The 24,651-nt window shown below is 60.5% G+C and carries 22 protein-coding genes; 14 read left to right on the plus strand and 8 right to left on the minus strand.

All coding sequences use genetic code 11. The annotated features are described in order from the left end of the window. The first annotated feature begins 138 nt into the window (after window positions 1-138). Window positions 139-1,431 carry a putative hydroxymethylpyrimidine transporter CytX gene (cytX, locus tag HUW52_RS03630; RefSeq protein WP_175552999.1) on the plus strand — a complete coding sequence of 431 codons (1,293 nt, stop codon included), beginning with the start codon at window positions 139-141 and terminating at the stop codon, window positions 1,429-1,431. Here the strand turns inward: cytX and HUW52_RS03635 are convergent. Continuing rightward, complete coding sequence (locus HUW52_RS03635) at window positions 1,400-2,146, minus strand: RsiV family protein (protein WP_016985683.1); 747 nt, start codon at window positions 2,144-2,146, stop codon at window positions 1,400-1,402. The genes cytX and HUW52_RS03635 overlap by 32 nt on opposite strands. Window positions 2,147-2,372: 226 nt before the next feature. Here HUW52_RS03635 and HUW52_RS03640 point away from each other — a divergent pair, with 226 nt between their 5' ends. The 9 genes from HUW52_RS03640 to HUW52_RS03680 all read left to right on the plus strand — a co-directional run bounded on the left by HUW52_RS03640 (window position 2,373) and on the right by HUW52_RS03680 (window position 11,879). Next, on the plus strand, window positions 2,373-2,990 hold the full coding sequence (locus HUW52_RS03640) for an NUDIX domain-containing protein (protein WP_016985684.1): 618 nt from the start codon (window positions 2,373-2,375) through the stop codon (window positions 2,988-2,990). Then, complete coding sequence (locus tag HUW52_RS03645) at window positions 2,981-3,433, plus strand: DUF1249 domain-containing protein (RefSeq protein WP_016985685.1); 453 nt, start codon at window positions 2,981-2,983, stop codon at window positions 3,431-3,433. Before HUW52_RS03640 ends, HUW52_RS03645 begins: the two co-directional genes overlap by 10 nt. Before the next feature lie 99 nt (window positions 3,434-3,532). After that, window positions 3,533-4,348, plus strand: coding sequence for a 3',5'-cyclic-AMP phosphodiesterase (gene cpdA, locus HUW52_RS03650; protein ID WP_175553000.1), 816 nt, complete (start codon window positions 3,533-3,535; stop codon window positions 4,346-4,348). Window positions 4,349-4,651: 303 nt separating this feature from the next. Further along, window positions 4,652-5,260 (plus strand): YqiA/YcfP family alpha/beta fold hydrolase, encoded by a 609-nt coding sequence (locus tag HUW52_RS03655; protein WP_175553001.1) that lies wholly within the window; start codon window positions 4,652-4,654, stop codon window positions 5,258-5,260. Between the two features lie 41 nt (window positions 5,261-5,301). Continuing rightward, window positions 5,302-7,209, plus strand: a complete 1,908-nt coding sequence (gene parE, locus HUW52_RS03660) for a DNA topoisomerase IV subunit B (RefSeq protein ID WP_016985688.1) — start codon at window positions 5,302-5,304, stop codon at window positions 7,207-7,209. Beyond that, window positions 7,209-8,198: an esterase-like activity of phytase family protein gene (locus HUW52_RS03665; RefSeq protein WP_175553002.1), complete on the plus strand. Its 990-nt coding sequence runs from the start codon at window positions 7,209-7,211 to the stop codon at window positions 8,196-8,198. Before parE ends, HUW52_RS03665 begins: the two co-directional genes overlap by 1 nt. After that, entirely contained in the window at window positions 8,195-8,719 is a 525-nt protein-coding gene (locus tag HUW52_RS03670; RefSeq protein ID WP_016985690.1) for a TIGR02281 family clan AA aspartic protease, read from the plus strand. The genes HUW52_RS03665 and HUW52_RS03670 overlap by 4 nt, the downstream gene beginning before the upstream one ends. A 7-nt stretch (window positions 8,720-8,726) precedes the next feature. Beyond that, on the plus strand, window positions 8,727-10,991 hold the full coding sequence (parC, locus tag HUW52_RS03675) for a DNA topoisomerase IV subunit A (RefSeq protein WP_122842973.1): 2,265 nt from the start codon (window positions 8,727-8,729) through the stop codon (window positions 10,989-10,991). Window positions 10,992-11,168: 177 nt separating this feature from the next. Further along, entirely contained in the window at window positions 11,169-11,879 is a 711-nt protein-coding gene (locus HUW52_RS03680; RefSeq protein ID WP_007915780.1) for a membrane integrity-associated transporter subunit PqiC, read from the plus strand. Window positions 11,880-12,198: 319 nt separating this feature from the next. Here the strand turns inward: HUW52_RS03680 and HUW52_RS03685 are convergent, their stop codons facing one another. Further along, window positions 12,199-13,704, minus strand: coding sequence for an AhpA/YtjB family protein (locus HUW52_RS03685; RefSeq protein ID WP_175553003.1), 1,506 nt, complete (start codon window positions 13,702-13,704; stop codon window positions 12,199-12,201). Between the two features lie 134 nt (window positions 13,705-13,838). Here HUW52_RS03685 and serB point away from each other — a divergent pair, with 134 nt between their 5' ends. Then, window positions 13,839-15,053, plus strand: coding sequence for a phosphoserine phosphatase SerB (gene serB / locus HUW52_RS03690; protein ID WP_008079219.1), 1,215 nt, complete (start codon window positions 13,839-13,841; stop codon window positions 15,051-15,053). 85 nt (window positions 15,054-15,138) lie between these two features. On the opposite strand, the gene HUW52_RS03695 is transcribed toward serB, so the two are convergent. Beyond that, window positions 15,139-16,893: a molecular chaperone gene (locus HUW52_RS03695; protein ID WP_175553004.1), complete on the minus strand. Its 1,755-nt coding sequence runs from the start codon at window positions 16,891-16,893 to the stop codon at window positions 15,139-15,141. Window positions 16,894-17,113: 220 nt separating this feature from the next. Between HUW52_RS03695 and HUW52_RS03700 the strand changes: the two genes are divergently transcribed. After that, a complete protein-coding gene (locus tag HUW52_RS03700; protein WP_016985694.1) occupies window positions 17,114-17,515 on the plus strand; it encodes a hypothetical protein in 402 nt (133 codons plus the stop codon). Window positions 17,516-17,582: 67 nt separating this feature from the next. Here the strand turns inward: HUW52_RS03700 and asd are convergent, their stop codons facing one another. From asd to HUW52_RS03715, 3 genes are read right to left on the minus strand one after another with little or no spacing between them, the layout of a single operon-like run. Further along, window positions 17,583-18,443 carry an archaetidylserine decarboxylase gene (gene asd / locus HUW52_RS03705; RefSeq protein ID WP_175553005.1) on the minus strand — a complete coding sequence of 287 codons (861 nt, stop codon included), beginning with the start codon at window positions 18,441-18,443 and terminating at the stop codon, window positions 17,583-17,585. Between the two features lie 18 nt (window positions 18,444-18,461). Further along, window positions 18,462-19,277 carry a thiosulfate sulfurtransferase gene (rhdA, locus tag HUW52_RS03710; RefSeq protein ID WP_175553006.1) on the minus strand — a complete coding sequence of 272 codons (816 nt, stop codon included), beginning with the start codon at window positions 19,275-19,277 and terminating at the stop codon, window positions 18,462-18,464. 42 nt (window positions 19,278-19,319) lie between these two features. Beyond that, window positions 19,320-20,858 (minus strand): HDOD domain-containing protein, encoded by a 1,539-nt coding sequence (locus HUW52_RS03715; RefSeq protein WP_016985697.1) that lies wholly within the window; start codon window positions 20,856-20,858, stop codon window positions 19,320-19,322. A gap of 166 nt (window positions 20,859-21,024) precedes the next feature. On the opposite strand from HUW52_RS03715, the gene motA reads away from it, so the two are divergent. Both motA and motB read left to right on the plus strand, forming a co-directional pair. After that, on the plus strand, window positions 21,025-21,876 hold the full coding sequence (motA, locus tag HUW52_RS03720) for a flagellar motor stator protein MotA (protein WP_007915795.1): 852 nt from the start codon (window positions 21,025-21,027) through the stop codon (window positions 21,874-21,876). A 3-nt stretch (window positions 21,877-21,879) separates the two neighbouring features. After that, window positions 21,880-22,932 carry a flagellar motor protein MotB gene (gene motB / locus HUW52_RS03725; RefSeq protein ID WP_175553007.1) on the plus strand — a complete coding sequence of 351 codons (1,053 nt, stop codon included), beginning with the start codon at window positions 21,880-21,882 and terminating at the stop codon, window positions 22,930-22,932. A 272-nt stretch (window positions 22,933-23,204) separates the two neighbouring features. Here the strand turns inward: motB and HUW52_RS03730 are convergent, their stop codons facing one another. Both HUW52_RS03730 and HUW52_RS03735 read right to left on the minus strand, forming a co-directional pair. After that, window positions 23,205-23,690, minus strand: coding sequence for a toll/interleukin-1 receptor domain-containing protein (locus HUW52_RS03730; RefSeq protein WP_016985699.1), 486 nt, complete (start codon window positions 23,688-23,690; stop codon window positions 23,205-23,207). Continuing rightward, window positions 23,690-24,649 carry a caspase family protein gene (locus HUW52_RS03735; RefSeq protein ID WP_175553008.1) on the minus strand — a complete coding sequence of 320 codons (960 nt, stop codon included), beginning with the start codon at window positions 24,647-24,649 and terminating at the stop codon, window positions 23,690-23,692. The genes HUW52_RS03730 and HUW52_RS03735 overlap by 1 nt, the downstream gene beginning before the upstream one ends. Between the last annotated feature and the right edge of the window lie 2 nt (window positions 24,650-24,651).

Below are 24,651 nucleotides of genomic sequence, written 5' to 3' on the forward strand. Positions count from 1 at the left end.
CCTGTGATGGACCCTTCGCGAGCAAGCTCGCTCCCACATTGGAATGCATTTCAACTGTGGGAGCGAGCTTGCTCGCGAAGGCGTCAGAACAGACACCTGAGATTTCAATGAAAAAAATACTCCTCCGAGATAACACCCTTGAGCATTCAACCCAGCACCTATTCTCCCGATCTCGCCGTGCCCGCCGACAAGCGTGTATTCGGCGGTCGTGATCTGTTTTCCCTGTGGTTCTCCCTCGGCATCGGCCTGATGGTCCTGCAGGCCGGTGCATTGCTCGCGCCTGGCCTGGGCCTGTCCGGTTCGCTGCTGGCGATTTTCCTCGGCACGCTGGTGGGCGTGCTGCTGCTGGCCGCTGTCGGCGTGATCGGCAGTGACACCGGCCTGTCGTCGATGGCCGCGCTGAAACTCAGCCTCGGCAGCAAAGGCGCGAGCCTGCCGGCGCTGCTTAATCTGCTGCAACTGATCGGTTGGGGTTCGTTCGAAATCATCGTCATGCGCGATGCCGCCAGCCTGCTCGGCACCCGTGCGTTCAGTGAAGCTTCGCTGTGGTCGAACCCGATGTTGTGGACGCTGTTTTTCGGTGCGTTGGCGACGTTGCTCGCCGTTAGCGGACCGCTGACTTTCGTCCGGCAGATCCTGCGCAAGTGGGGCATCTGGCTGTTGCTGGCGGCGTGCCTCTGGCTGACCTGGAACCTGTTTGCCAAAGCCGATCTGGCCGATCTTTGGTCGCGCGCCGGTGACGGTTCGATGCCGTTTGCCGTGGGCTTCGACATTGCGATTGCGATGCCGCTGTCGTGGCTGCCGCTGATCGCCGACTACTCGCGTTTCGGCAAGCGGGCGAAGAATGTTTTCGGCGGTACTGCGGTCGGTTTCTTCATCGGCAACTTCTGGCTGATGAGCCTCGGCGTCGCCTACACACTGGCCTTCGCGCCGAGCGGTGAAGTCAATGCGCTGTTGCTCGCACTGGCTGGTGCCGGTCTGGGCATTCCGCTGCTGCTGATTCTGCTCGATGAGTCGGAAAACGCCTTCGCCGATATTCACTCGGCGGCGGTGTCCAGCGGGATTCTGTTGCGCCTGAAAGTCGAGCATCTGGCCTTGGCCATCGGCGTGATCTGCACGCTGATCGCACTACTGGCGCCGTTGGCGCAGTACCAGAATTTCCTGCTGCTGATCGGCTCGGTGTTTGCACCGCTGTTTGGTGTGGTGCTGGTCGATCACTTCATCCTGCGCAAGCGCAGTGCTCAGGTCGCGTCGGCCGCATTGCGCTGGCCGGCGTTGTTGGCGTGGCTGGGTGGCGTGAGCACCTACCACTTGCTGGCAAATCTGTATCCGGATGTCGGCGCAACCCTGCCGGCGCTGGTGCTGGCAGGGCTGTTGCAGCTAGTGCTCGGTCGGGCTTTCAGTTACGGCCGGGAAACAGCTCGGGCTTGAGAATGCCGTTCAGACGCGGGTAAGGAATCTTCAGTTCGACGTGGCCCAGCGCGTAAGGCGCAATGGTGCTCACGTCGTACTTGAGGATCACGCCGCCATAGGTCAGCGCCACGTTCGGGGTTTTCACGAACGGCCAGCTCTTCACAAAGTCCGCTTCCTGATCGAGCTTGGTGCTGATCAACCAGCTGTTGTGCGCGACCTGCGCCGCTTTCCAGAACGCCTCTTCCTGACCCGGCATCAGCATGTCGGACAGGTTCAGCACTTTGTGCTGCTGGCGCGAATAGTTGATGAAACCGCGACCCGGAGTGCCATGGGCGCCGCCAGTGTCGAGGTAGCTCGACACTTCAATGATCACCAAGCCGTCATGCTGCTCGCGTACTTTCGCTTGCAGGTAGCTGCTGTTGCGTGGGCCGGCACTGGCCAGGAACTGCTCACGATAGGCCGCCAGGGTCGGCGCCACCGGGGCGTTTTTCTCGGTGCGGGTCATTTGCAGCAGGCGTTTTTCGATGATGCCGTCCAGCGCAGGTTCGGCCGGGAAGCGCAGAGTGTCGATGTTCACCAGCGGGCAATCCGGGTTGGAACAGCCCGGTTTCAGTTGTTCCGATGCATCGCGGGTGGTTTCCAGCGGCGTACGGTAATTGGGCTGGAACAGGCTGGCGCACGCGCCCAGAGTCAGGGCGATGGCGGCCACGGAGGCAATTTTGAAAAGCGACATGGGCGTCCTTTCGAAAGCAGGGGAAGGCAAAAAGTTACCGCTTCGACTCTCAACGAAGCAGTCAGTTCGCCACTAAGCTAATTAGAGTGGGTTTCGCCTCCACCGTCCATCCCGCTGACGGTAAAGGGGCTGCATCAAACGGTGCGGGCGCGTTAGGATGGCGCGAAGTCGAGGTTGCCAGTAACAAGCGGCAACTCGTAATGGATCTGCAGTAAAGAGGATGCTCATGACTGATTTTGCCAACGCCATTCCGACCATCGTCGATATCGTGCGGCGCGAAAAATGCTACGAAGGCTTTTACAAGCTTGACCGTGTGCATCTGCGCCATGAATTGTTCGCCGGTGGCATGAGTCGCGAGATCAACCGTGAAGTCTTTGTGCGTCACGATGCCGTTTGCGTGCTGCCCTACGATCCGCAGCGCGATGAAGTTGTACTGATCGAGCAGTTTCGCGTCGGTGCCATGGGCAAGACCGACAACCCGTGGCTGGTCGAACTGGTCGCTGGTCTGATCGATAAGGATGAACAACCGGAAGAAGTTGCTCACCGCGAGGCGCAGGAGGAAGCTGGGCTGGACATCAAGGCCCTGTGGCCGATGACCAAGTATTTCCCGTCGCCGGGCGGCAGCAACGAGTTCGTGCATTTATATCTGGGGCGTTGCAGCACTGACGGCGTTGGCGGCCTGCACGGCCTGGAAGAAGAGGCAGAAGATATCCGCGTCACGGTCTGGGCCTTTGAAGATGCCTTGCAGGCCGTCCGTGACGGACGCATTGCCAATGCGGCGAGCATCATCGCTTTGCAGTGGCTGGCGCTGAACCGCGCCGAAGTGAGGGGGTTATGGTCGTAAACAAGCTGCGCGATCGTTATCGAGTCGACCTCGTGGGGCTGCAAGCCGCCTGCGAGGCCAACTACGCGCGCCTGATGCGACTGCTGCCGGACATGCGTAACGAGCCTGAGGCGCGGCGCATCGCCGTGACCCAAGGCGAGCAGATGCTCGGCGTGCTGGCCCTTGAAGTGCTGCAAACCTGCCCGTACACCACCACTTTGCAGGTGCGTCAGGAGCACAGCCTGCCATGGCTGCCGGTGCCGCAACTGGAAGTGCAGGTCTATCACGACGCGCGCATGGCCGAAGTGGTCAGCGCCGAACATGCACGACGCTTTCGCGGCATCTATCCTTACCCGAACGCCGCCATGCATCAGCCGGATGAAAAAGCTCAGCTCAATCTGTTCCTGGGGGAATGGCTGAGTCATTGCCTGGCGTTGGGGCACGAGTACGAAGTCGTACGCTAGTTGTGAACTGCGTCCGGTTCGCCGGTTTCCTCTTTCAGTCATCCCCCAGCATAATTGCGGCACTTGATCGATTCCGTGCTTTTGCCTTGGGAGAACGCCTTGCCGAGCGTATCCACGTTGACTACCGCCGATCCGGCGTTGCTGGTGCAGTTGTCCGACAGCCATTTGTTCGCTGAAGCGGACGGCGCGCTGCTGGGCATGAACACCCGCGAGAGTCTGCAAAAGGTCATCGAGCTGGTGCTGGGGCAGCAGCCGCAGATCGACCTGATTCTGGCCACGGGTGATATCTCGCAGGACGGCACGCTGGAGTCGTATCAGCAGTTTCGCAAGATGAGCGCGCAGATCGCTGCGCCGGCGCGCTGGATTCCCGGCAATCACGACGAACCGATGATCATGGCCCAGGCCGCCGTGCAGAGCACGCTGCTGGAGCCTGTGGTGGATATCGGCAACTGGCGGGTGACGATGCTCGATTCGGCGGTGCCGGGTTCGGTACCGGGGTATTTGCAGGACGATCAGCTGCAACTGCTGGCCCGTTCGTTGAGCGAAGCGCCGGAACGCCACCACCTGGTGTGCTTCCACCATCACCCGGTATCGATCGGTTGCGCATGGATGGAGCCGATAGGCTTGCGCAATCCCGAGGCGTTTTTCGAGGTGCTGGATCGTTTTCCACAGGCTCGTGCGGTGTTGTGGGGGCATGTGCATCAGGAGATTGATCGTGAGCGCAATGGCGTGCGGTTGATGGCTTCGCCTTCGACGTGCATTCAGTTTGAGCCGGGGAGTGAAGACTTCAAGGTGGGGGAGCAGGCGCCTGGGTATCGGTGGTTGCGGTTGTTGCCGGATGGGCGGTTGGAAACCGGCGTGGAGCGCGTCACCGATTTTGCTTTTACCGTTGATTACGGTTCCGAAGGTTACTGATTTTCGATCAAGAGCCCCTCATCGGAACGCCGCCCGCCCAGCCCTCTCCCGGAGGGAGAGGGGGCCGACCGAGGTGTCTGGCGTCATCCATCGACCTGAAAGAGTGTGTCGATTATGGATTCGGTGAAGAACTTTCAGGTCGGCGTACTTCTGAAATATCCCCCAATCAGTCCCCTCTCCCTCCGGGAGAGGGCTAGGGTGAGGGCCGCCCCTGCTGAATGACCAATTTCTCGAAACCACCCCCAATCCGCTCTTCTCTCCCTGTAAACTCCGCAAACCCAAACCGACACCCAGGGAGCTCAAATGTCCGGTTCGATCCTCTATATCCACGGTTTCAACAGCGCCCCGGCCTCGAAAAAGGCCTGTCAGTTGGTAACGGTGATGGAGCAGCTGGGTTTGAGCGACAAACTGCGTGTTCCGGCCCTGCACCATCACCCGCGTGAAGCCATCGGTCAGTTGGAGCAGGCAATCGCCGAGCTGGACAGCCCGCTGCTGGTGGGAAGCTCACTCGGCGGCTACTATGCGACTCACCTGGCCGAGCGCCATGGCCTGAAAGCCCTGCTGGTCAACCCGGCGGTCAGCCCGCACCGGATGTTCGACGGCTATCTGGGCACGCAGAAAAACCTGTATACCGATGAAACCTGGGAATTGACCCACGACCACGTCACCGCTCTGGCCGAGCTGGAAGTGCCGGCGCCTCAGGATGCCCAGCGCTATCAGGTATGGTTGCAGACCGGCGATGAAACACTGGATTATCGCCTCGCCCAACAGTATTACCGCGCCTGTGCCTTGCGCATTCAGGCCGGCGGCGACCACAGTTTCCAGGGTTTTGCCGGGCAATTGCCGGCGTTGCTGAGTTTTGCCGGCATTGGCGCCGATGTGTATCAGGCAATCGATTTCACCGCACTGTGAAGTCTTGCCCCTATTTCATGAATGACTGACGACGAGACCCTATGGCCACTCCCAGCGCTAGCTCTTATAACGCCGACGCCATCGAAGTCCTCTCGGGCCTCGACCCGGTGCGCAAACGCCCCGGCATGTACACCGACACCAGTCGGCCGAACCACCTCGCCCAGGAAGTCATCGACAACAGTGTCGACGAAGCCTTGGCTGGCCACGCCAAATCGGTGCAGGTCATCCTGCACGCCGATCACTCGCTGGAAGTCAGCGATGACGGCCGTGGCATGCCGGTCGACATCCACCCGGAAGAGGGCGTGTCGGGCGTCGAACTGATCCTCACCAAACTCCACGCGGGCGGCAAGTTTTCCAACAAGAACTATCAGTTCTCCGGCGGTTTGCACGGTGTGGGTATTTCCGTGGTCAACGCCTTGTCGACCGAAGTGCGCGTCCGCGTCAAGCGTGACGGCAACGAATACCAGATGACTTTCGCTGATGGCTACAAGGCCACCGAGCTGGAAATCATCAGCACCGTCGGCAAGCGCAACACCGGCACCAGCGTGTACTTCGCGCCGGATCCGAAATACTTCGATTCACCGAAATTCTCCATCAGCCGCCTCAAGCACGTGCTCAAGGCCAAGGCTGTGTTGTGCCCGGGCCTGCTGGTCAGCTTCGAAGACAAAGGCACCGGCGAGAAAGTCGAGTGGCATTACGAAGACGGCCTGCGCTCCTATCTGGTCGATGCCGTCAGCGAATTCGAACGCCTGCCGAACGAGCCGTTCTGCGGCGCTTTCGCCGGTAACAAAGAAGCGGTCGACTGGGCGTTGCTGTGGCTGCCGGAAGGTGGCGACGCGGTGCAGGAAAGCTACGTCAACCTGATCCCGACAGCGCAGGGCGGCACCCACGTCAACGGTTTGCGTCAGGGCCTGCTCGACGCGATGCGCGAATTCTGTGAATTCCGCAGCCTGCTGCCGCGCGGCGTGAAGCTGGCGCCGGAAGACGTCTGGGAGCGCATTGCTTTCGTTCTGTCGATGAAAATGCAGGAGCCGCAATTCTCCGGCCAGACCAAAGAGCGTCTGTCGTCCCGTGAAGCGGCCGCATTCGTTTCTGGTGTGGTCAAGGACGCCTTCAGCCTGTGGCTCAACGCCAACCCGGAAACCGGTCTGGCCCTGGCCGAACTGGCGATCAACAACGCCGGCCGTCGTCTCAAGGCGAGCAAGAAAGTCGAACGTAAACGCGTGACCCAGGGCCCAGCGCTGCCGGGCAAACTGGCGGACTGCGCCGGGCAGGACCCGATGCGTTCCGAGCTGTTCCTGGTCGAGGGTGATTCCGCCGGTGGCTCCGCCAAACAAGCGCGGGACAAGGAATTCCAGGCGATCCTGCCCTTGCGCGGCAAGATCCTCAACACCTGGGAAGTCGACGGCAGTGAAGTACTCGCCAGTCAGGAAGTGCACAACATCGCCGTGGCCATCGGTGTCGATCCGGGCGCGGCGGACATGAGCCAGCTGCGTTACGGCAAGATCTGCATCCTCGCCGACGCCGACTCCGACGGTCTGCACATTGCCACGCTGCTGTGCGCGTTGTTCGTCCAGCACTTCCGCCCGCTGGTGGATGCCGGTCACGTCTACGTTGCCATGCCGCCGCTGTACCGTATCGACCTCGGCAAAGAGATCTACTACGCCCTCGACGAAGCCGAGCGTGACGGCATTCTCGATCGTCTGGTCGCCGAGAAGAAACGCGGCAAACCACAGGTCACCCGATTCAAAGGTCTGGGTGAAATGAACCCGCCGCAACTGCGTGAAACCACCATGGACCCGAACACTCGGCGTCTGGTGCAACTGACGCTGGGCGAAGACTTCGCCGAAACCTCGGAAATGATGGACATGCTGCTGGCGAAAAAACGCGCCGGTGACCGCAAGACCTGGCTCGAATCCAAAGGCAACCTCGCCGAGGTGCTGGCCTGATGCGGTTTGGCTGGGCCTTCGCGGGTGCCTTGCTACTGAGTGCAATGACTGTGTCGGCCGAGCCGTTACAGGAATTGCGCCTGCTCTCCGAGCATCCGGTCGACGGCATGCGCGGCGGCAACCTGTCGGGGCTGGCACTGTGCGGCAACGAGCTGTGGACGGTGTCTGATCGCGATGACGATCAGATCTACCGTCTCAACACCCGCGACCAGGTGTGGCAGGCCGAAACCGTGCACATCGATGTGCCACAGGTGCCGGACAGTGGTTTGCCGTGGGGTTTGAGTTCGCGCACGTGGGCGGCGTCGTTCATCCGTGGCGGTGATCTGGATTTCGAAGGCATCACCTGCGACAGCGCTGGCAATCGTTACATTGTCAGCGAGGCCCATGCGGCCGTGTTGCAGGTGCCGCCACAAGGCCCGGCGTCGTGGCTGAAAATCTCGCCGATGCTGGTGAAAGAAGCCCGGGCCAGTGGCATGTTGCTGCACTTCAACGCGCTGTTCGAAGGTTTGGCGATCAATCCGGCGGGCGATCAGCTGTGGCTGGCGGCGGAGCGTGAGCGCCGTGGCTTGCTGAAGATCAAGCGTCAGCAAACGGTCTGGGATTGCGAAGGTGCCTGTGTGCTGCTCAGTGAAGCCGGGGTCGAGATGCAGCCGCCGCAGTTTCCCAAGGCGCGCGCCGTGACTCGCGACTTTGCTGATCTTTCGCTGTTCAACGGCAAGTTGTTCACCCTTGAGCGCAACGCCTTTCAGATTTGTCGTCGTGATGCCGTGACGGCGAAGGTCGAACAATGCTGGTCGTACGCCGAAGATGCCTTGCAGCCACAGCGCCTTTATTCACAGGCCTATGGCCTGGCGGAAGCGCTTATCGTGGACGCGCAAGGTGCATGGATTGGCCTGGACAACAACGATGGCGTGCGTGCCGACGGCGAGAAACGCCCGATCGTCTGGCGCTTTGCCGCACCTGACGGTGGCTGGAGCGCCAAACCATGAGCCAGCAACCGCCGGGCAAGCGCGCCGGTCGGGTGTTGATGATTCTGGCGTGGTGCGCGGCGCTGTTTCTGGCGACGCGGTTCTTTGGCCAGTGGGAACAGCGCCAGCAGAATCCGAACGTGGTGGTCAGTTCGGAGCAGGGCGAAGGTTTTATCGAAGTGAAGCTGGCCGGCAATGCCCAAGGGCATTTTGTCGCCAGCGGTCAGATCAACGGTGAGCCGGTCGAGTTCATGCTCGACACTGGTGCGACCGATGTGGCGATCCCGGCGGATCTGGCCAAGCGTTTGAAGCTGGAAGAAGGTTTCGGTGTGACCCTGAGCACGGCCAACGGCCTGAGCCAGGGCTATCGGACCAAAATCAACCGCCTGCAATTGGGCGACATCGTGCTGCGCGACGTCCGCGCACTGGTGGCGCCGGGGCTGCATGGCGATCAGGTGCTGCTTGGCATGAGCGCCCTGAACAAACTTGAATTTACTCAGCGCGGTGGCACCATGCTGCTGCGCCAGACAACGAACCGATGAGGCCTGCATGAGCAACCCCCTTGATCTCAGCCTGGACGGTGTAGAACGCCGCTCGTTGGCCGACTTCACCGAAAGTGCCTACCTCAACTACTCCATGTACGTGATCATGGACCGTGCCCTGCCGCATATCGGCGACGGCCTGAAACCGGTACAGCGGCGTATCGTCTACGCCATGAGCGAGTTGGGCCTGGACGCCGATTCCAAGCACAAGAAATCGGCGCGTACCGTCGGTGACGTGCTCGGTAAGTTCCACCCGCACGGTGACTCGGCGTGCTACGAAGCGATGGTGCTGATGGCCCAGCCGTTCAGCTATCGCTACACGCTGGTCGATGGCCAGGGTAACTGGGGGGCGCCGGACGATCCGAAGTCCTTCGCGGCCATGCGTTACACCGAAGCACGCTTGTCGCGGTATTCCGAAGTGCTGCTCAGCGAACTGGGCCAGGGCACTGCCGACTGGGGCCCGAACTTCGACGGCACCTTGCAGGAGCCGCTGGTGCTGCCGGCGCGCCTGCCGAACATCCTGCTCAACGGCACCACCGGTATCGCCGTGGGCATGGCCACCGACGTGCCGCCGCACAACCTGCGTGAAGTCGCGACCGCGTGCGTGCGTCTGCTCGATGAGCCGAAAGCCACGGTCGAGCAGCTCTGCGAACACATTCAAGGCCCGGACTATCCGACCGAAGCGGAAATCATCACGCCGCGCGCCGACCTGCTGAAAATGTACGAAACCGGCAAGGGCTCGGTGCGCATGCGCGCCGTGTACCACGTCGAGGACGGCGACATCATCGTCACCGCGCTGCCGCACCAGGTTTCCGGTGCCAAGGTACTGGAGCAGATCGCCGCGCTGATGCAGGCGAAACCGTCGAAAGCCCCGCAGATCGCTGACCTGCGCGACGAATCCGACCACGAAAACCCGTGCCGCATCGTGATCATTCCGGTCAACAGTCGCGTCGATCACGAAGCGCTGATGCAGCACCTGTTCGCCAGCACCGAGCTGGAGTCGACCTACCGGGTCAACGTCAACATCATCGGTCTGGACGGCAAGCCACAGCTGAAAAACCTCCGCGCCTTGCTGGTCGAATGGCTGGAATTCCGCGTACTGACCGTGCGCCGCCGCCTGCAATTCCGCCTCGACAAGGTCGAGCGTCGCCTGCACCTGTTGGACGGTTTGTTGATCGCCTACCTCAATCTGGATGAAGTGATCCACATCATTCGTACCGAGGAACACCCGAAAGCCAAGCTGATCGAGCGTTTCGCCCTCAGCGAGATTCAGGCCGACTACATCCTCGACACCCGTCTGCGTCAATTGGCGCGACTGGAAGAGATGAAGCTGCGCGACGAGCAGGACGAACTGCTCAAGGAACAAGCCAAGCTGCAAGCGCTGCTGGGCAGCGAAGCCAAGTTGAAGAAGCTGGTGCGTACCGAGCTGATCAAAGACGCCGAAACCTATGGCGACGACCGCCGTTCGCCAATCGTCGAGCGCACCGAAGCCAAAGCGTTGACCGAACACGATCTGCTGCCGAACGAGAAAGTCACCGTTGTGCTGTCGGAAAAAGGCTGGATCCGTTCCGCCAAAGGTCACGACATCGACGCCACCGGCCTGTCTTACAAGGCCGGCGACGGCTTCAAGACCTCGGCGGCAGGGCGCTCCAACCAGTCTGCCGTGGTGATCGACTCCACCGGTCGCAGCTATTCGGTTGCTGCGCATACGCTGCCGTCGGCACGTGGCCAGGGCGAACCGTTGACCGGTCGTCTGACACCGCCGCCGGGTGCCTCGTTCGAATGTGTGCTGATGCCGGAAGACGATGCGTTGTATGTGATTGCTTCCGACGCCGGATATGGTTTCGTGGTGAAAGGCGAAGACCTGCAAGCCAAGAACAAGGCCGGTAAAGCCCTGTTGAGCCTGCCGAACAACGCCAAAGTGATTGCGCCGCGGCCGGTAGCGGATCGTGAGCACAACTGGCTGGCCTCGGTCACGACCGAAGGTCGCCTGCTGATCTTCAAAATCAGCGATCTGCCACAATTAGGTAAGGGCAAGGGCAACAAGATCATCGGTATTTCCGGTGAGCGTGTGGCCAGTCGCGAAGAATATGTCACGGACATCGCCGTGCTTCCGGAAGGCGCCACGTTGGTGTTGCAGGCCGGAAAACGCACGCTGTCGCTGAAGGCCGACGACCTCGAACACTACAAAGGTGAGCGTGGACGTCGCGGGAATAAACTCCCGAGGGGCTTTCAGCGGGTTGATGCGCTGCTCGTCGAAAACCTCAATTAGGCGTCCTAGAGGCGTCGATCCACGATTTAACGCGTAGATCGACGCTTTGGCGCTGGAGTCGGAACGCATATTCACGGATGATATGGCCTTTCCAAGCGCCGGCGTGGCCGAGCGTTCTTCATATTTATTGAGTATTTTCACTGTGGTCAGCCTTGTGGCGGCCACCTGGACGGGATGATGACTGCTCTGCGCCCCCTTATTTTCCTGCTCGCCGGCGTTCTTGGCCTGGCGGGTTGCAGCGTTCACCAGCCGGTGTCGCTGTATCAACTGGACAGCGGAAGTCCGGTTCAGCCTGCGCAAAGCGCAGGCATGGCGGTTTTATTGGGCCCGGTAGTCGTAGCCGACTACCTGCAACGTGAAACCCTGCTGCAACGTCAACCCGATGGCAGCCTGCAGGCAGCGACCGACGGTCGTTGGGCTGGCAGCCTTTCGTCGGATATCGATCAGTTGTTGATGCGTCAGGTGGCGGGCCATCTGGATAGCCAACGTGTGGTGCTGGCACCGGCCACGACCGGGTTTACTCCGGATGTGCAGGTGTTACTGACCATCACGCGTCTGGACTCTGGTCAGAAACAACCGGCGATCCTCGATGCCCAGTGGCGCTTGATCGACCGTCGTGGTCAGGTGCGCGATAACCGCATCGTGCATCTGCAAGAGCTGCACGCCGGCAGTACGGCTTCGCAGGTTCAGGCCCAGGGCATTTTGCTGCAGCGTCTGGCCGAGCAATTGTCAGTGGCGCTGAAACCGTTGGCCAATCAGCCTCCGGTGGCTGAAGCACCGCGTAAGTCGGCACCAAAACCGGCCGCGCCGGCGGCGGAAGCCGAGAAGCAGCCGAAGATTCCGATGGCCTCGCCGATTCGGACGGATATGGAAGTGTTCCGCTTCTAAGCTGGATCGAGTCAGAACAGAGCCCGCCTTGTGCGGGCTTTGTTGTGTCTGGGGGCTAGAGGATCAAAAGCCCCTCACCCTCACCCTCTCCCGGAGGGAGAGGGGACCGATTGGGGGATATTGCAGAGTTACGCCGACCTGATCGTCCTGCTGTGAATCCATAATCGACTCGATTTGTCAGGTCGATGTATAGCGTCAGACACCTCGGTCAGTCCCCTCTCCCTTTGGGAGAGGGCTAGGGTGAGGGGGAAAGTGCAGGCAACAAAAAAGCCCGCAGACAATCACTCGTCTGCGGGCTTCCGTGTTTCAGGCCTTAGGCTTACGCCCGGCGCTCATGCATCCGCGCCAGTTGCCGTTCCAGCATCGACGGATAAGGCTCCATCAACCGCTCCACGCAGCAAGCACCCTCAGGACTGGCGATAGGCCGGATCCGTGCACGCTGGCGGATCAGCGCATCGTCACTGATCTTGCGCTCAACCAGCAGCAGGTTGCGGCTGTGCTGCGACAGGGCCAGTGCATCCTGCGCCGAATCGGTCAGCAGCAGATCAATCTGGCTCAGACCGAACAACTCATCGCCCAAGGTCAGGCCCAATTGCAATTGCAGGGTGATGCCGCTGTCCGCGACTTCAATCTGCAACTGATGACCCAGCGCCCGCAACAGTTCGCCGCAGCAGATCGCATTGGTCAGGTAGTCATCGCCACTGTCTTCGGTGTGGAACAGCATCAGCGTGCTGCCGTCGTTGAGGGTTTCGATTTCACCCTGATACAGCGAAGCAGCCTGATCGAGGCAGTCACGATAACGCTCCTGCAACTCCTCCAGACGTGCACGTGGCAAGCGGCGCAGTTGCTCCTGTGAACCCAGTTGCACGGCCAGCACGGCGGTGTGCTGCGGCACGCTTGGCGACGGCTGACGAACGACGGGTTGCGGCGCGCCATTGAGCGACTCGTCGCGCAGGTCGGCGAATGCGTCATCGTCATCATCGTCTTCGACGGTACTGACCAGATGTCGCGGTGCAGGCTTCTGTGCCGCCATCGGACGGGTTTCGTCGAAACTTGGATCACGCAAGTTGCGCACCTCGAATTCCGGTTCGTCCTCTTCGTCCTCGAACTCAGGCTCCGGTTCCGGCGCAGGCTCCGGCGCGTAGTTGGCGTGCAGCTGACGCGCCAGATCGCCGATTTCATCCTGACGATCGATGCCCGGCGTGTGCTCGTCAATCCGGCGCAGCCACACGCGCAATTGCAGCAACGGCGTCGACAGATAGCGGCCCATGCGCAGGCTCAAGGCCAGCGACAGCGCCAACAGAATCGCACTGAGAATGCCCATGCTTTGCAGGCTGATGGTCATCGGCTGCTGGAACTGATCCATGTCCAGGCTGATGCGCAGTTGCCCGGCGGTCACGTCCTGGAAAGTGATCTTGCTCTCGTACATGCCTTCGGCTTCGCCCAACAGGCTGTGCTTGGGCCGCTGACCGGATTCGGCGAGGATGCGGTTATCCACGCTGTAGATCGCCGCGTGGGCCACCAGTTTGTTTTTGGTCAGGTTGTTGAGCAGCACGTTGAGGCTGAGGATGTCGTTGGACACCAACAGCTCCGTGGCGGACGTGGCGGTCTGCGTGGTCAGGCTTTCACCCAGCGCATCGGCCTGCTCGTGCATGGCCTGCTTGAATTGCAAGCCCATTACCCCGGCATAAATCACCAGGGCCAGAGCGACCAGGATCACGTTATGGCTGGCAATGCGCAATGCAATCGGTACACGGCGATGACGCAGTGCACGGAAGATCAGCAGGAAGAAGTTATCGGTTTTAACTGGCGTGGGCCGGTTCACTGAGCTCGGCTCTTTTGTCCGTGAAGTTGACGCGCAGTATAGCGACAGGCCCTAGACCGGCAAAGCGCTCGCGGTGCCCGATGGTCACTGAAATTGGGTAGAATGCGGTTTTTTTCCAGTTGCGGGGGTGCGCGTTGCGCGAAATCGTCCTGATTAACATCACGGGAGTCGACCGTCCGGGTCTGACTGCGGCCATTACCGGCGTTCTGGCACAAGGTGGTGTGAACATTCTCGACATCGGTCAGGCGGTGATCCACGACACCCTGTCGTTCGGCATCCTGGTTGAAATTCCCGATTCCGAGCAAGGCAAATCGGTGCTCAAGGACATCCTGTTCAAGGGCTACGAGCTCGACCAGCAGGTGCGCTTCACCCCGGTGTCCGAAGAGGATTACCAGCAATGGGTGGGCAATCAGGGCAAAAAGCGCCACATCGTCACCCTGCTGACCCGCAAGGTAACTGCCGGCCAATTGCAGGCGGTCAGTTCGATCACGGCTAAATACGGTTTGAATATCGACCATATCGACCGTCTGTCGGGTCGTATGCCGCTGGACACGCCGGCCGACAAAGGCAAGGGCTGTATCGAGTTTTCCGTGCGTGGCGAAGCGGCTGATCCGCAGGCGCTGCGAGCCGAATTTCTTAGCGTGGCCCAAGAGCTGAATGTCGACATCGCCTTCCAGGAAGATTCGCTGTTCCGTCGCAACCGTCGTCTGGCGGTGTTCGACATGGATTCGACCTTGATCGAAGCCGAGGTCATCGACGAACTGGCCAAGGCTGCCGGGGTCGGCGAACAAGTCTCCGAAATCACTGAGCGGGCCATGGCCGGCGAACTGGATTTCCGCGCCAGCTTCAAAGAACGTCTGGCCTTGCTCAAAGGTCTGGATGTCAGCGTGCTGGATTCGATCGGTGCTTCGCTGCGTCTGACCGAGGGCGCGGAAACGCTGTTCGCCGAGCTCAAGCGTCTGGGCTACAAGACCGCGATCCTCTCCGGTGGCTTCACCTATTTCGCCAAGCAATTGCAGGCCAAGCTCGGCATCGACTACGTGTTCGCCAACGAACTGGAAGTGGTCGACGGCAAGTGCACCGGCGTGGCGATCGAGCCGATTGTCGATGCGCAGCGCAAGGCTGATTTGCTGAAAGAGCTGGCACACAAGGAGGGTTTGCGTCTGGAGCAGACCATCGCGGTCGGCGACGGCGCGAATGACCTGCCAATGCTGGCGATTGCCGGTTTGGGTGTGGCATTCCGTGCCAAGCCGTTGGTGAAGCAGTCGGCGAAGCAGGCGATTTCCACCCTAGGGCTGGATGGCGTGTTGTATCTGCTGGGTTTCCGGGATCGTGACGGGCAGCTCTGAGATCTCTATCGCCTGACTTGGCTTCTTCGCGAGCAGGCTCGCTCCCACATTTGAAATGCATTCAACTGTGGGAGCGAGCCTCGGTCTATAGCGACTTCCACAACGAATCAAAATCTTCCTCGCTCCCGCCATGTTGCGCGGCCTCCAGCGAGCGGTAAGCAAACTGATTGAAGCTGTGCGTACTTGCCACTCGCCGATCCAGCCCGGCGCGGTGTTCTTCGCCTTGGGTATTGATCATCACCTTGCTGCCTTCCTGAAATGGCAAACGCGGTGCCAGCAAGGTCGCGGGCAGATCGATCGCACTGATTTCCGGTAACAGTAATCCGCGCAAATACTGGCTGTGATCGTCCCGCGAGCGCACCAGTTGCAGCCCACAAGGCTGTGCATGCGGGGCCACCAGTTCGATGCCCATTTGCGTGCCGCCACCGCGTACCTGACGGATCCAGCGGATCACCGCAATGCTCCAGCCCAGACTGACACTGTCGTGTATTCCGAGCATTTCTCCGGCCTGCAGTTCGGCGGGCACTTCCTCTGGCCATGCCAGGCAATAGCCGCCGGGGCTGTGGTTGATCACCGGCAGGGTATGGGTCGGGTAATGGGGTGTGCTGTCGGTGCCGCTTTCGTCCTCGAGCAAATGGTCGTACTGGATTTCCTCGTAAGGCAAAAACTGCTCGGCATTACTCTGCGGGGCTGCGTCGAAAGCCTGACTCCAACTGTCCTTTTCACCTTTGATGACGGCACTGCTGAAATTCGCCGAGCGCGCCCCGGGAAGCTTGAGCAGCTCGCTGAAACTGCGCTCACCGCCGAGGTAGAAGTGCAGGGCGCTCATGCCCACGCACACGGTCAGATTGCCTTGGCCAACGGTGCGCTGAAAACTGCGTTCAGCCGCTTGCCCCCAGGTTGCGTGCAAGTGTTGCAGGGTATCGAAGCTCAACCCGGTCGGCACGGGCAGCGGCGTCGAACTGCCCTGATGCAGCAAGTGCGCTTCGATGGCATTCACCAGCGGTTGTGGATCGAAACCGAGCAACCCGGGTTGTTGCTCGCTGCGAAACATGCTGCGGTAGCGTGGGCCGGCATCCAGTTCTGCACTGATCGCCAGCAGACCGGCGTCCGGGCTTGCCGGATGCAGCTTGAGCAGTGCGCTCCACGGTTCCAGCACTTCGGCGAGCCGGGCGATCTGGTTCTGCCGCAATTGATTGCAGCGGGCACTGCCCAGCAAGAGTGCGCAGATGTACGTCTGTTCCAGGCTCAACTCTGTCGTCAGGCTGGCCAGATCGTCGTGCACGCGGCGGTGTTGCAGTTGTAGTTCAGCGGCGCTGCGATACAGCTGATGCAGTTCGAACCACAGATGCTCCGGCGGCGAGCTATACAGTTGAGTGGCCCGAAGCAACTGCCCTTTGAGTGCATGGGCCGCCCGTTGCAGGGCGGTGCTGACCAATGCCGCGCGATCCTTGCTGTACTTCGGCGCAATCCGCAACACGATCTGTTTGTAGCCGACGGCCAGATGGCTTTGTAATGCCTGACAGAGATTGCTGATCTTGCGCGAACGTTCATCCAGCATGATCGCCTGATGCAAGAAGTGTCGCTCCAGGTGCTGGCAGACGAAATACACTTCGGGGCGTAGCAGCTCCAGCAGGTTGAGGCGGTTGTCGCTGGGCGTGAGCAGTTGGTTGAGTTCGCCCATGGCTTGATAAAGCAGGCGGGCGGTTTCGCCGATGTTGGCTTTGGGCAGGCCGGCGATCCAGCGCTTGAGGTCGCGCGGGGTGGCTTCGCAAAACGACAGGCGGGTTTGCGTCGGGGTCGGGGCGCTCAGGGAGGCTTGGGGGCGAGACTCACTCATGCCGTGACGGGCTCCGGCGGCGAAATGGGCAATGCCCCAAACTCTAGCAGCTGTGGTCTGTTTCGTCGGATGGCGTCAGGCTTTTTGACCGCTGGTCTGCTGGCCGGATGCCATTCCCCAAGCCCTACTAGTCTCTCAGGCGTGCGATCGGAAACGCACGGTTGCACGGCCTGCCGTCAACCTCGGGCAGGTCTCCCGAAACTTCAAGGAGATGAGGTTCATGTCTAAATATGCAGTGGCAAATCAATGGGGTGGCAGTTCGGCGCCGTGGCATCCGGGTGGAACTTGGGTGTTGGGTGGGCGGGACAACCAGAATGTCGTCGCTATCGACATCAAGTCGCACGATGACGGCAAAACGTTCACCGGCACCATGACCTATGCCGGGGAAGGTCCCATTGGCTTCAAAGCGCAACGCACCGGTCAGAACCAGTACAACGTCGAGAATCAGTGGGGTGGCAATGATGCCCCATGGCATCCGGGCGGCAAGTGGGTGATTGGCGGCCGGGACAATCAGAACGTTATCGCGTTGAGCGTCACGTCCAGTGACGGAGGGAAAAACCTCAGTGGCACCAATACCTATGTCAACGAAGGCCCGATCGGCTTCCGTGGGCAGATAGAGTAACGGCACCACCGAGTCGTATCCGCCCTTTCGCAGACGTGCGAACGGGCGGATCAGTGGCTCACAGCATTCAGGCGTTTGGCAGCGCCAGGCCCTGGCCCATCTGCACTGGCGAACCCGCCGCCAGTTCTTCAGCCCATTTAACCTGATCCGGCCCGAACAGCACGATCGCGGTCGAACCCAGTTTGAAGCGGCCCAGTTCGGCACCTTTTTCCAGATGGATCGGCGCACGCGCGGCTTCATCGTAGCGGAAGGTTTTCAGTTCACGCTTCGGCGGCGTGACCAGACCGGCCCACACGGTTTCAATCGAAGCGACGATCATCGCGCCGACCAGCACCACCGCCATCGGGCCGCGCTCGGTGTCGAAAATGCACGCTACACGCTCGTTACGGGCGAACAGCTCCGGGACGTTTTCAGCGGTGGTCTGATTCACCGAGAAGATCCGGCCCGGGATGTAGACCATCTCGCGCAGGGTGCCTGCCAGCGGCATGTGCACGCGGTGGTAGTCCTTCGGCGACAGGTAAATAGTGGCGAAGTCGCCGCCCATGAACGGTGCTGCGTTGGCCGCATCACCGCCGAGCAGTTCCAGCACGCTGAAGCTGTGCCCCTTGGCCTGGAACACGCGACCGTGTTCGATCGGGCCAAGTTGGCTGACTGCGCCGTCGGCCGGGCTGAGGATCGCGCCCGGAGTCTGGTCCAGTGGCCGCGCGCCGTCTTTCAGGGCGCGGGTGAAGAAGGCGTTGAAGTGCTCGTAAGCAGTCAGGTCTTCGACCAGCGCTTGCGACATGTCCACCTGGTAGCGCTTGGCGAACCACTGGGTGAAGGCATTCTTGAACCAGCGCACGCGGCACTCGGCAATGCAGCCGGCCAGACGCGACAGCAGGTGATGAGGCAGCAGGTACTGGCTGAGGATAAACAGACGCTCTTTCATTAGTTGTCCTTAAAAACCTTAAATCTCGACAGGCGTGTCAGGGTGGTTGCCCCATTCGCCCCAGGAACCGGCGTAGCCCTTGACCCGCGGATAACCGAGGGACTTGGCCACCAGATAAGTGAAGCCCGACCGGTGATGGGTCTGGCAGTGGGTAATGATTTCTTTGTCCTTGGTGATCCCGAGATCTTCGAGGATCTGCGGCATGTCTGTGCGAATACGCAGCTGACGGGCCTTGTCCATGCCGGCAGTCCATTCGAAATTGACCGCGCCGGGGATGTGCCCGGCCTTGGCCGCCAGCACTTTCTCGCCGGAATACTCCAGCGGCCCGCGCGCATCCCAGATCGCCAGATCGGCAGCGCCGAGACGGCTTTGCAGGTATTCGCGTGTGGCGGTTGGCGCTTCGTGCAAGGTCAGCGCCAGCGAACCGCCGACAGCGGGCGGCACCTGAATCGACATCGGCATGCCTTCTGCCAGCCACGCCGGCAGACCACCGTCTATATAGTGGTACTGGTCGTGACCGATGACGTCGAGCAGCCAGATGAAGCGCCCGGCCCAGCCGCCGCCTTCGTCGTCATAGACCACGTAGACCGCTTCTTTGCGATGGCCCAGTTCACCGAACAACGCCTCCAGATCAGCTTTCACCGGCAGCAGGCCCGGCGCCGGCGGCTGGCCGAGCTGGGTGCGTTTCGGGTCGACAAAACGTGCGCCGGGGAGATGACCTTCGGTGTAGCGGGCAGCGCTGGTCAGATCCACCAGAATCAGTTCAGGGGAATCGAGACGCGGGAGCAGGTCGCTCGGCTCGATGACGAGCGGCAAGCCAGAGAAGTCAGACATGTGAGGTCTCCAGAGCACAAAGGGGAGGATTGTAGCGCAGCCTCATCGGCCACGGCTGCTAAAGCTGTGCAGGGCCTTTTCGATGCACTGCGCGGTTTTGCCAAAGGCTTGCACGGTGATGTCGGCGAACGGCCCGCCGCCCTGATCGGCGACGACGATCATGATCACCCGGCCATTGTTGACCAGAGAGCGCAGGAATAGATGCTCGCCACGAAACAGCGTGCGCAGGCTCGGCGGCAGCAGAGCGGAGAACTGTGCATTGTTGTCCGGAGTGATGCGCACCTGCGCTTGTTGCGCGAGCAAGCGTTGCAGCACGCTACTTTGGCTGACGGCAAACGTCAGCGCAGCGGCTTCTTTTGGCAAACCATAGGTTTGCTGCACGCGCAGACTGGATTGGGTGCGGTCGGCCATCAGGATCATCACCCGGCGCATGCCGCTGGCGGCCAGGGCATCGCGCGCGGCGACGGTCAGGCTCATCGCATTGGTGAAGCGACTCGGTTCGGCCAGCAGTTCGGCACATTGCTTGCGCCATTGGCCCAGGTCTTCAGCTGAGGGCGCGGCGGCCGGCAACATCCCGGCCGGCAAGCGCAGCGTGCCCCACGGCCACAGCAGCGAAACCGCCGGGTGCCACAGGTCAGGCATCGCGTGATGACGCGCGCTGTTGGCGGCTTGCTGGTGCAACTGCTGTTGCACCTCATCCATGGAAATCTGCAGATAAAGGCTGGTCAGGTACTGCCAGCGCTCGCTGTGCGGACTGTCCCACGCCTGTTGCGCCGACAGCGCCAGACCATTGGCCAGCAGCACGGTGTTGGCTGGCTGGTTAAGCCAACGGCGCAGCGTCGGGTCATCGTCGAGGCGATTCTGCTGGCGCAACGGATGTTCGCTGTCACGGGCAATGCGCAGCACTTTGACCAGTTCGCGTTGCTCACTCAGCAGCAGTTTATAGCCTTGCTGCACCCAGATCGGCAGGTGCCAGGCCTGCACCAGCGCTTCTGCGATTTTCAGCAGGCGCACGCCAAACAATTGCTTCTCGACCACCCGGGCCGACTCGCCCTTGTGGATAACCCGCAATTCCCACTCTTCAAGCATTTGCGGATAGGTCAGCGCCAATGGCCACAGCGGCGACAAAAACAGCAGGCTGCCCCAATGAATGTCCTGCCACAGCCGCGCCAGGCGACTGGCGAAAAAACCGTTGGCCTGTTGCGTCGCATGCTGGCTGATCATCTGCAACTGGCGCAGGGCCTTGGGAATTTGCATCTGCGGCTCGGCGGGCAACCGCGCCAGCAGTTCTTCTGTACGGGCAAGGCCGAGGCGATTGATCGCCACTTCAAGATTTTCCGCCGGCGCGGCCATGGTGCCGTGGGTGTGACGATTGGCCTCACGGATGATGCTCAAGGCCAGTGCCGGGCTGTCCTGCATCAGGTCGGCGATGTCGCGTAGCGAGCTGCGATTGTCGCGAATCGCCCGACACACCTTGTCGTGAGACTCTTGCGGCACGGGCAGCCGGACGCCATCGAGCAACTTTACCCAGCCGTCGAGGGTGGTCGGTTTTGCGTGTGGGACGTTCGTTTCATTAGCCATGTCTGGAGGGGATCTTCACTGACTGTAGACGCGCCCGGCATGGGCTAAATTGGCTTTTCGCCTGAACTGGCTATAGTCTGGCGCAGTTTTGCCGATAAGTAGAAGAAGAGATTTTTTAACTTCCGAATATGACCTTGAACCCGACTTAAGTAAGTACTTTCTACCTATGGCTAAAATTATCGGCATCATCGTCGTATTCGCGAGCGTGCTCGGCGGATACGTGCTCTCCCACGGCAAGATTGCCGCCCTGATCCAGCCTTTCGAGGTGTTGATCATCGGTGGTGCTGCACTCGGTGCATTCCTGCAGGCCAACCCTGGCTACATGACCATGCACGTGCTCAAGAAGTCCCTGAGCATGTTCAGTTCGCGCTTCAGCCACACTTTCTACCTGGAAGTGCTCGGCCTGATCTACGAGATCCTCAACAAGAGCCGCCGCGAAGGCATGATGGCCATCGAAGGCGACATCGAAGATGCTGCTGCGAGCCCGATCTTCGCCAAGTACCCGGCGGTGCTCAAAGACGAACGCATGACCGCGTTCATCTGCGATTATCTGCGCATCATGTCGTCCGGCAACATGGCCCCGCATGAGTTGGAAGGCCTATTCGACATGGAGTTGTACAGCCTCAAGGAAGACCTTGAGCACCCATCGCATGCGGTGAACGGCATCGCCGACGCCATGCCGGGCTTCGGTATCGTCGCGGCGGTACTCGGTATCGTGGTGACCATGGCCTCGCTGGGTGAAGGCGATCAGAAGTCCATCGGTCTGCACGTGGGTGCGGCACTTGTGGGTACCTTCTTCGGTATTCTCGCGGCGTACGGTTTCTTCGGCCCGTTGGCGCATTCCCTGGCCCACGATGCCAAGGAAGAACTGAACGTCTATGAAGCCATCAAGGCTTCGTTGGTGGCTTCGGCTTCCGGCATGCCGCCATCGTTGGCAGTCGAGTTTGGTCGCAAGGTGCTGTACCCGGCCCACCGTCCAAGCTTTGCCGAGCTGGAACAAGCCGTTCGCGGTCGCTAAGTCATGGAAAATAATCAGCCGATTATCATCAAGCGCGTCAAGCGCATAGCCGGCGGGCATCACGGCGGGGCGTGGAAAATCGCCTTCGCCGACTTCGCCACGGCGATGATGGCGTTCTTCCTGGTGTTGTGGCTGCTGTCCACCGCGACGCCTGAGCAGAAGATCGCCATCGCCGGTTACTTCAAAGACCCGGTCGGCTTTTCCGAAAGCGGCACGCCGTACATCATCGACCTGGGTGGCACGCCGACCCTGGCCCCGGAAAATACCCTCAACCCGGAAGTGAAATCGCAACCGCAGCCTGACAAGGTCACGGTCGACACCGAGCAGGTTGAAGGCATGGCCGAGCAGGTCGAGAAAGAGCGTCTGGAACTGCTCCTGCAAGAACTGCAGAACAAGGTCGACGAGAACCCGCAACTGCAGAAGTTCAAGGACCAGATCCTCTTCGAGATCACGCCGAACGGCTTGCGCATCCAGATCATGGACGCCGAGAACCGGCCGATGTTCGATTCGGGTTCTGCACGCCTGAAGCCGTACTTCGAAGACATCCTGCTGGCCATGGCCGACACCATCAAAGCGGTGCCGAACAAGATCAGCATCAGCGGCCACACCGACGCCAAGCCGTACACCGGCACCGGCGATTTCGGTAACTGGGAACTGTCGGCCAATCGCGCCAACGCCGCGCGTCGTGCCTTGATCGCCGGCAGCTATCCGGATGCGCAAGTGGCGCGGGTGGTGGGTTATGCCTCGTCGGCGCTGTTCGACAAGGAAAACCCGTTCAACCCGGTCAACCGCCGCATCGATATCGTGGTGCTGACCAAAAAGGCCCAGGCCGCCATCGAAGGTTCGCAAGGTGCCGATCCGGCGAAACCGGCAGACGAAAGCCAGAACGGTAACGCTCCGGCGACACCGGTTGATCCGAACGCCTTGCCTGCGGATCAGCAACCGGTGCCGGCACACGAGCTGCGCGAACGGCTGAACCTGTTCGACGATGCCGCGCCGAAACCGGCGGAGCCGGGCAGTGCGGCGCCAGCGCCGGCTCCTGCGCCGAAGCAGTAAGAGACGAAAAAGCCGACAGTGATGTCGGCTTTTTTGTGGCTGTCGGTATGGTTTTTGTGGGGGACTTGAGATCCATCCCCCCTCACCCCAGCCCTCTCCCCAAGGGGTAGAGGGGGAAGGGAGCCGATCTTCATGTTGTTCAGAATCCAGGTTCGGATCGATATTTCAGGTCGGCGTACCTCGCACATTTACCACGGTCAGTCCCCTCTCCCTCCGGGCGGTCCGAAGTTTCGGGAGGGCTAGGGTGAGGGGCTCCAAAGGTAAACCTCCGATCAAAACCCCCGCCGAATCCTGCTCTTCAATTGATCATGAAACTGCTCGGCATTCTTCTTGTAAGTCCCCTTCAGCGACTCACTCATCGAATCCAGCATCACCGACCGCTTGTTCGTCACCTCCTCACGATACGCATCGATAAAAAAATTCAGATCTTTATCCGTGCTCAACTTCGGCCACTTGTCCAGATACAACGGCAATTCCGCCGGCCCGGTCTTGAACGAACAGATTCTTCGATTGCTGATAGTCGCCTCACCAATTTCGAACGGCACCCACCACGACAACGCGGTCTTCTCCGATACCACCGCCAGCAAGTGCGTGCACTCGGTGATGTTGCGGGTGATGACGCCGGTGATGTCATCGGTGGTTTGCGATTCAGGATCCAGCACATCGAGGTAGGTCTTGATGTTGGCCTGGATCAGGCGGCTGTTGATGGCGATTGCGTGGGCGCGGTCCATGTGGCGGTAGCTGATGAAGACGGGCATCAGAAGTGTCCTTTGAGGGCGAGTTCGCGGTAGTAGGCGCCGAGGGCGGTGAGGCGGCAGCCGGTGGAGTGGATGGCGGCGTAATACATGTGCTCGGCGTCTACCGGTTCGATCAGGCTGTGGCGATTGCACATTTGCAGTTGTTTGAAGATGTCGCCGTGATCGGCATCGAACGAGGGCTCTGTGGGCTCGTAACTTGGATCGAGCCTGAACACGAAGCTGGGATCGGAAAACCAGTCTTTGAGTTTGCGCAGGGTTTCCTCGGGAATGAGCGGTGCGACTTCACGCAGCGGTACAAACTGCGAAACATTGGTCTTGAATACCGGACGCTGCTCCCAAGCGCCCAGCGCATTGTCGACAAACGAGTAAACGCTACCTGGCGTGACCTTGCCGAGGACGTTGGCAGCGCCCCCGTGCAGCGCTTGCAGCAGCAGGTCGGTGAATACGCCATGGCCGCGACTTTCCAGAGCGGACTGTTCTTTTTTACAGGCCGTGAGAATGGTCATGCCTTCGCCAATCACACTGCTACCGCCGCGCAAACCGCGCATGGCAGCGGCCGCGCCGGCCTGGCAGCAATCGAGGATGACGATTTTGTTTTTGATCTGCGACGCCTGATCAGCCCACAGCAGAATGTCGCTGATGCGAATGCCTTCCCCGCCGTGCTTGAAGTCCTGCGGAATCAGCAGCCCTTCGTCGATGCTGGTATCGAACTGGCCGTGGCCGGCGAAGTACAACAGAGCCACGTCGCAATCACCGGAAAACAGACTCTGAATCTGTTGCTTCAGGGTGTTGAGTGTCAGGTTTTCCTCAGATGAGGTCAGCACTTTACTGCTGAAGTTCGGGCGCCCGTTGGCGTGGCGTTCCAGCACCGACGCCATGGCCATCGCATCGTTGTTGCAGCCGCTCAATGGCGCCACGTGCTGATAATGATTGATGCCGATAAACAGTCCCTTGCGCATGG

Origin of the sequence: Pseudomonas sp. 43A, from assembly GCF_013363935.1 — a bacterium.
GTDB lineage: Bacteria > Pseudomonadota > Gammaproteobacteria > Pseudomonadales > Pseudomonadaceae > Aquipseudomonas > Aquipseudomonas crudilactis.

Coding starts and splice junctions, on each gene's coding strand:
- HUW52_RS03635 (WP_016985683.1), bottom strand. CDS start 2,146: ATGTCGCTTTTCAAAATTGCCTCCGTGGCCGCCATCGCCCTGACTCTG.
- HUW52_RS03640 (WP_016985684.1), top strand. CDS start 2,373: ATGACTGATTTTGCCAACGCCATTCCGACCATCGTCGATATCGTGCGG.
- HUW52_RS03645 (WP_016985685.1), top strand. CDS start 2,981: ATGGTCGTAAACAAGCTGCGCGATCGTTATCGAGTCGACCTCGTGGGG.
- HUW52_RS03655 (WP_175553001.1), top strand. CDS start 4,652: ATGTCCGGTTCGATCCTCTATATCCACGGTTTCAACAGCGCCCCGGCC.
- parE (WP_016985688.1), top strand. CDS start 5,302: ATGGCCACTCCCAGCGCTAGCTCTTATAACGCCGACGCCATCGAAGTC.
- HUW52_RS03665 (WP_175553002.1), top strand. CDS start 7,209: ATGCGGTTTGGCTGGGCCTTCGCGGGTGCCTTGCTACTGAGTGCAATG.
- HUW52_RS03670 (WP_016985690.1), top strand. CDS start 8,195: ATGAGCCAGCAACCGCCGGGCAAGCGCGCCGGTCGGGTGTTGATGATT.
- parC (WP_122842973.1), top strand. CDS start 8,727: ATGAGCAACCCCCTTGATCTCAGCCTGGACGGTGTAGAACGCCGCTCG.
- HUW52_RS03680 (WP_007915780.1), top strand. CDS start 11,169: ATGACTGCTCTGCGCCCCCTTATTTTCCTGCTCGCCGGCGTTCTTGGC.
- HUW52_RS03695 (WP_175553004.1), bottom strand. CDS start 16,893: ATGAGTGAGTCTCGCCCCCAAGCCTCCCTGAGCGCCCCGACCCCGACG.
- HUW52_RS03700 (WP_016985694.1), top strand. CDS start 17,114: ATGTCTAAATATGCAGTGGCAAATCAATGGGGTGGCAGTTCGGCGCCG.
- asd (WP_175553005.1), bottom strand. CDS start 18,443: ATGAAAGAGCGTCTGTTTATCCTCAGCCAGTACCTGCTGCCTCATCAC.
- rhdA (WP_175553006.1), bottom strand. CDS start 19,277: ATGTCTGACTTCTCTGGCTTGCCGCTCGTCATCGAGCCGAGCGACCTG.
- HUW52_RS03715 (WP_016985697.1), bottom strand. CDS start 20,858: ATGGCTAATGAAACGAACGTCCCACACGCAAAACCGACCACCCTCGAC.
- motA (WP_007915795.1), top strand. CDS start 21,025: ATGGCTAAAATTATCGGCATCATCGTCGTATTCGCGAGCGTGCTCGGC.
- motB (WP_175553007.1), top strand. CDS start 21,880: ATGGAAAATAATCAGCCGATTATCATCAAGCGCGTCAAGCGCATAGCC.
- HUW52_RS03730 (WP_016985699.1), bottom strand. CDS start 23,690: ATGCCCGTCTTCATCAGCTACCGCCACATGGACCGCGCCCACGCAATC.
- HUW52_RS03735 (WP_175553008.1), bottom strand. CDS start 24,649: ATGCGCAAGGGACTGTTTATCGGCATCAATCATTATCAGCACGTGGCG.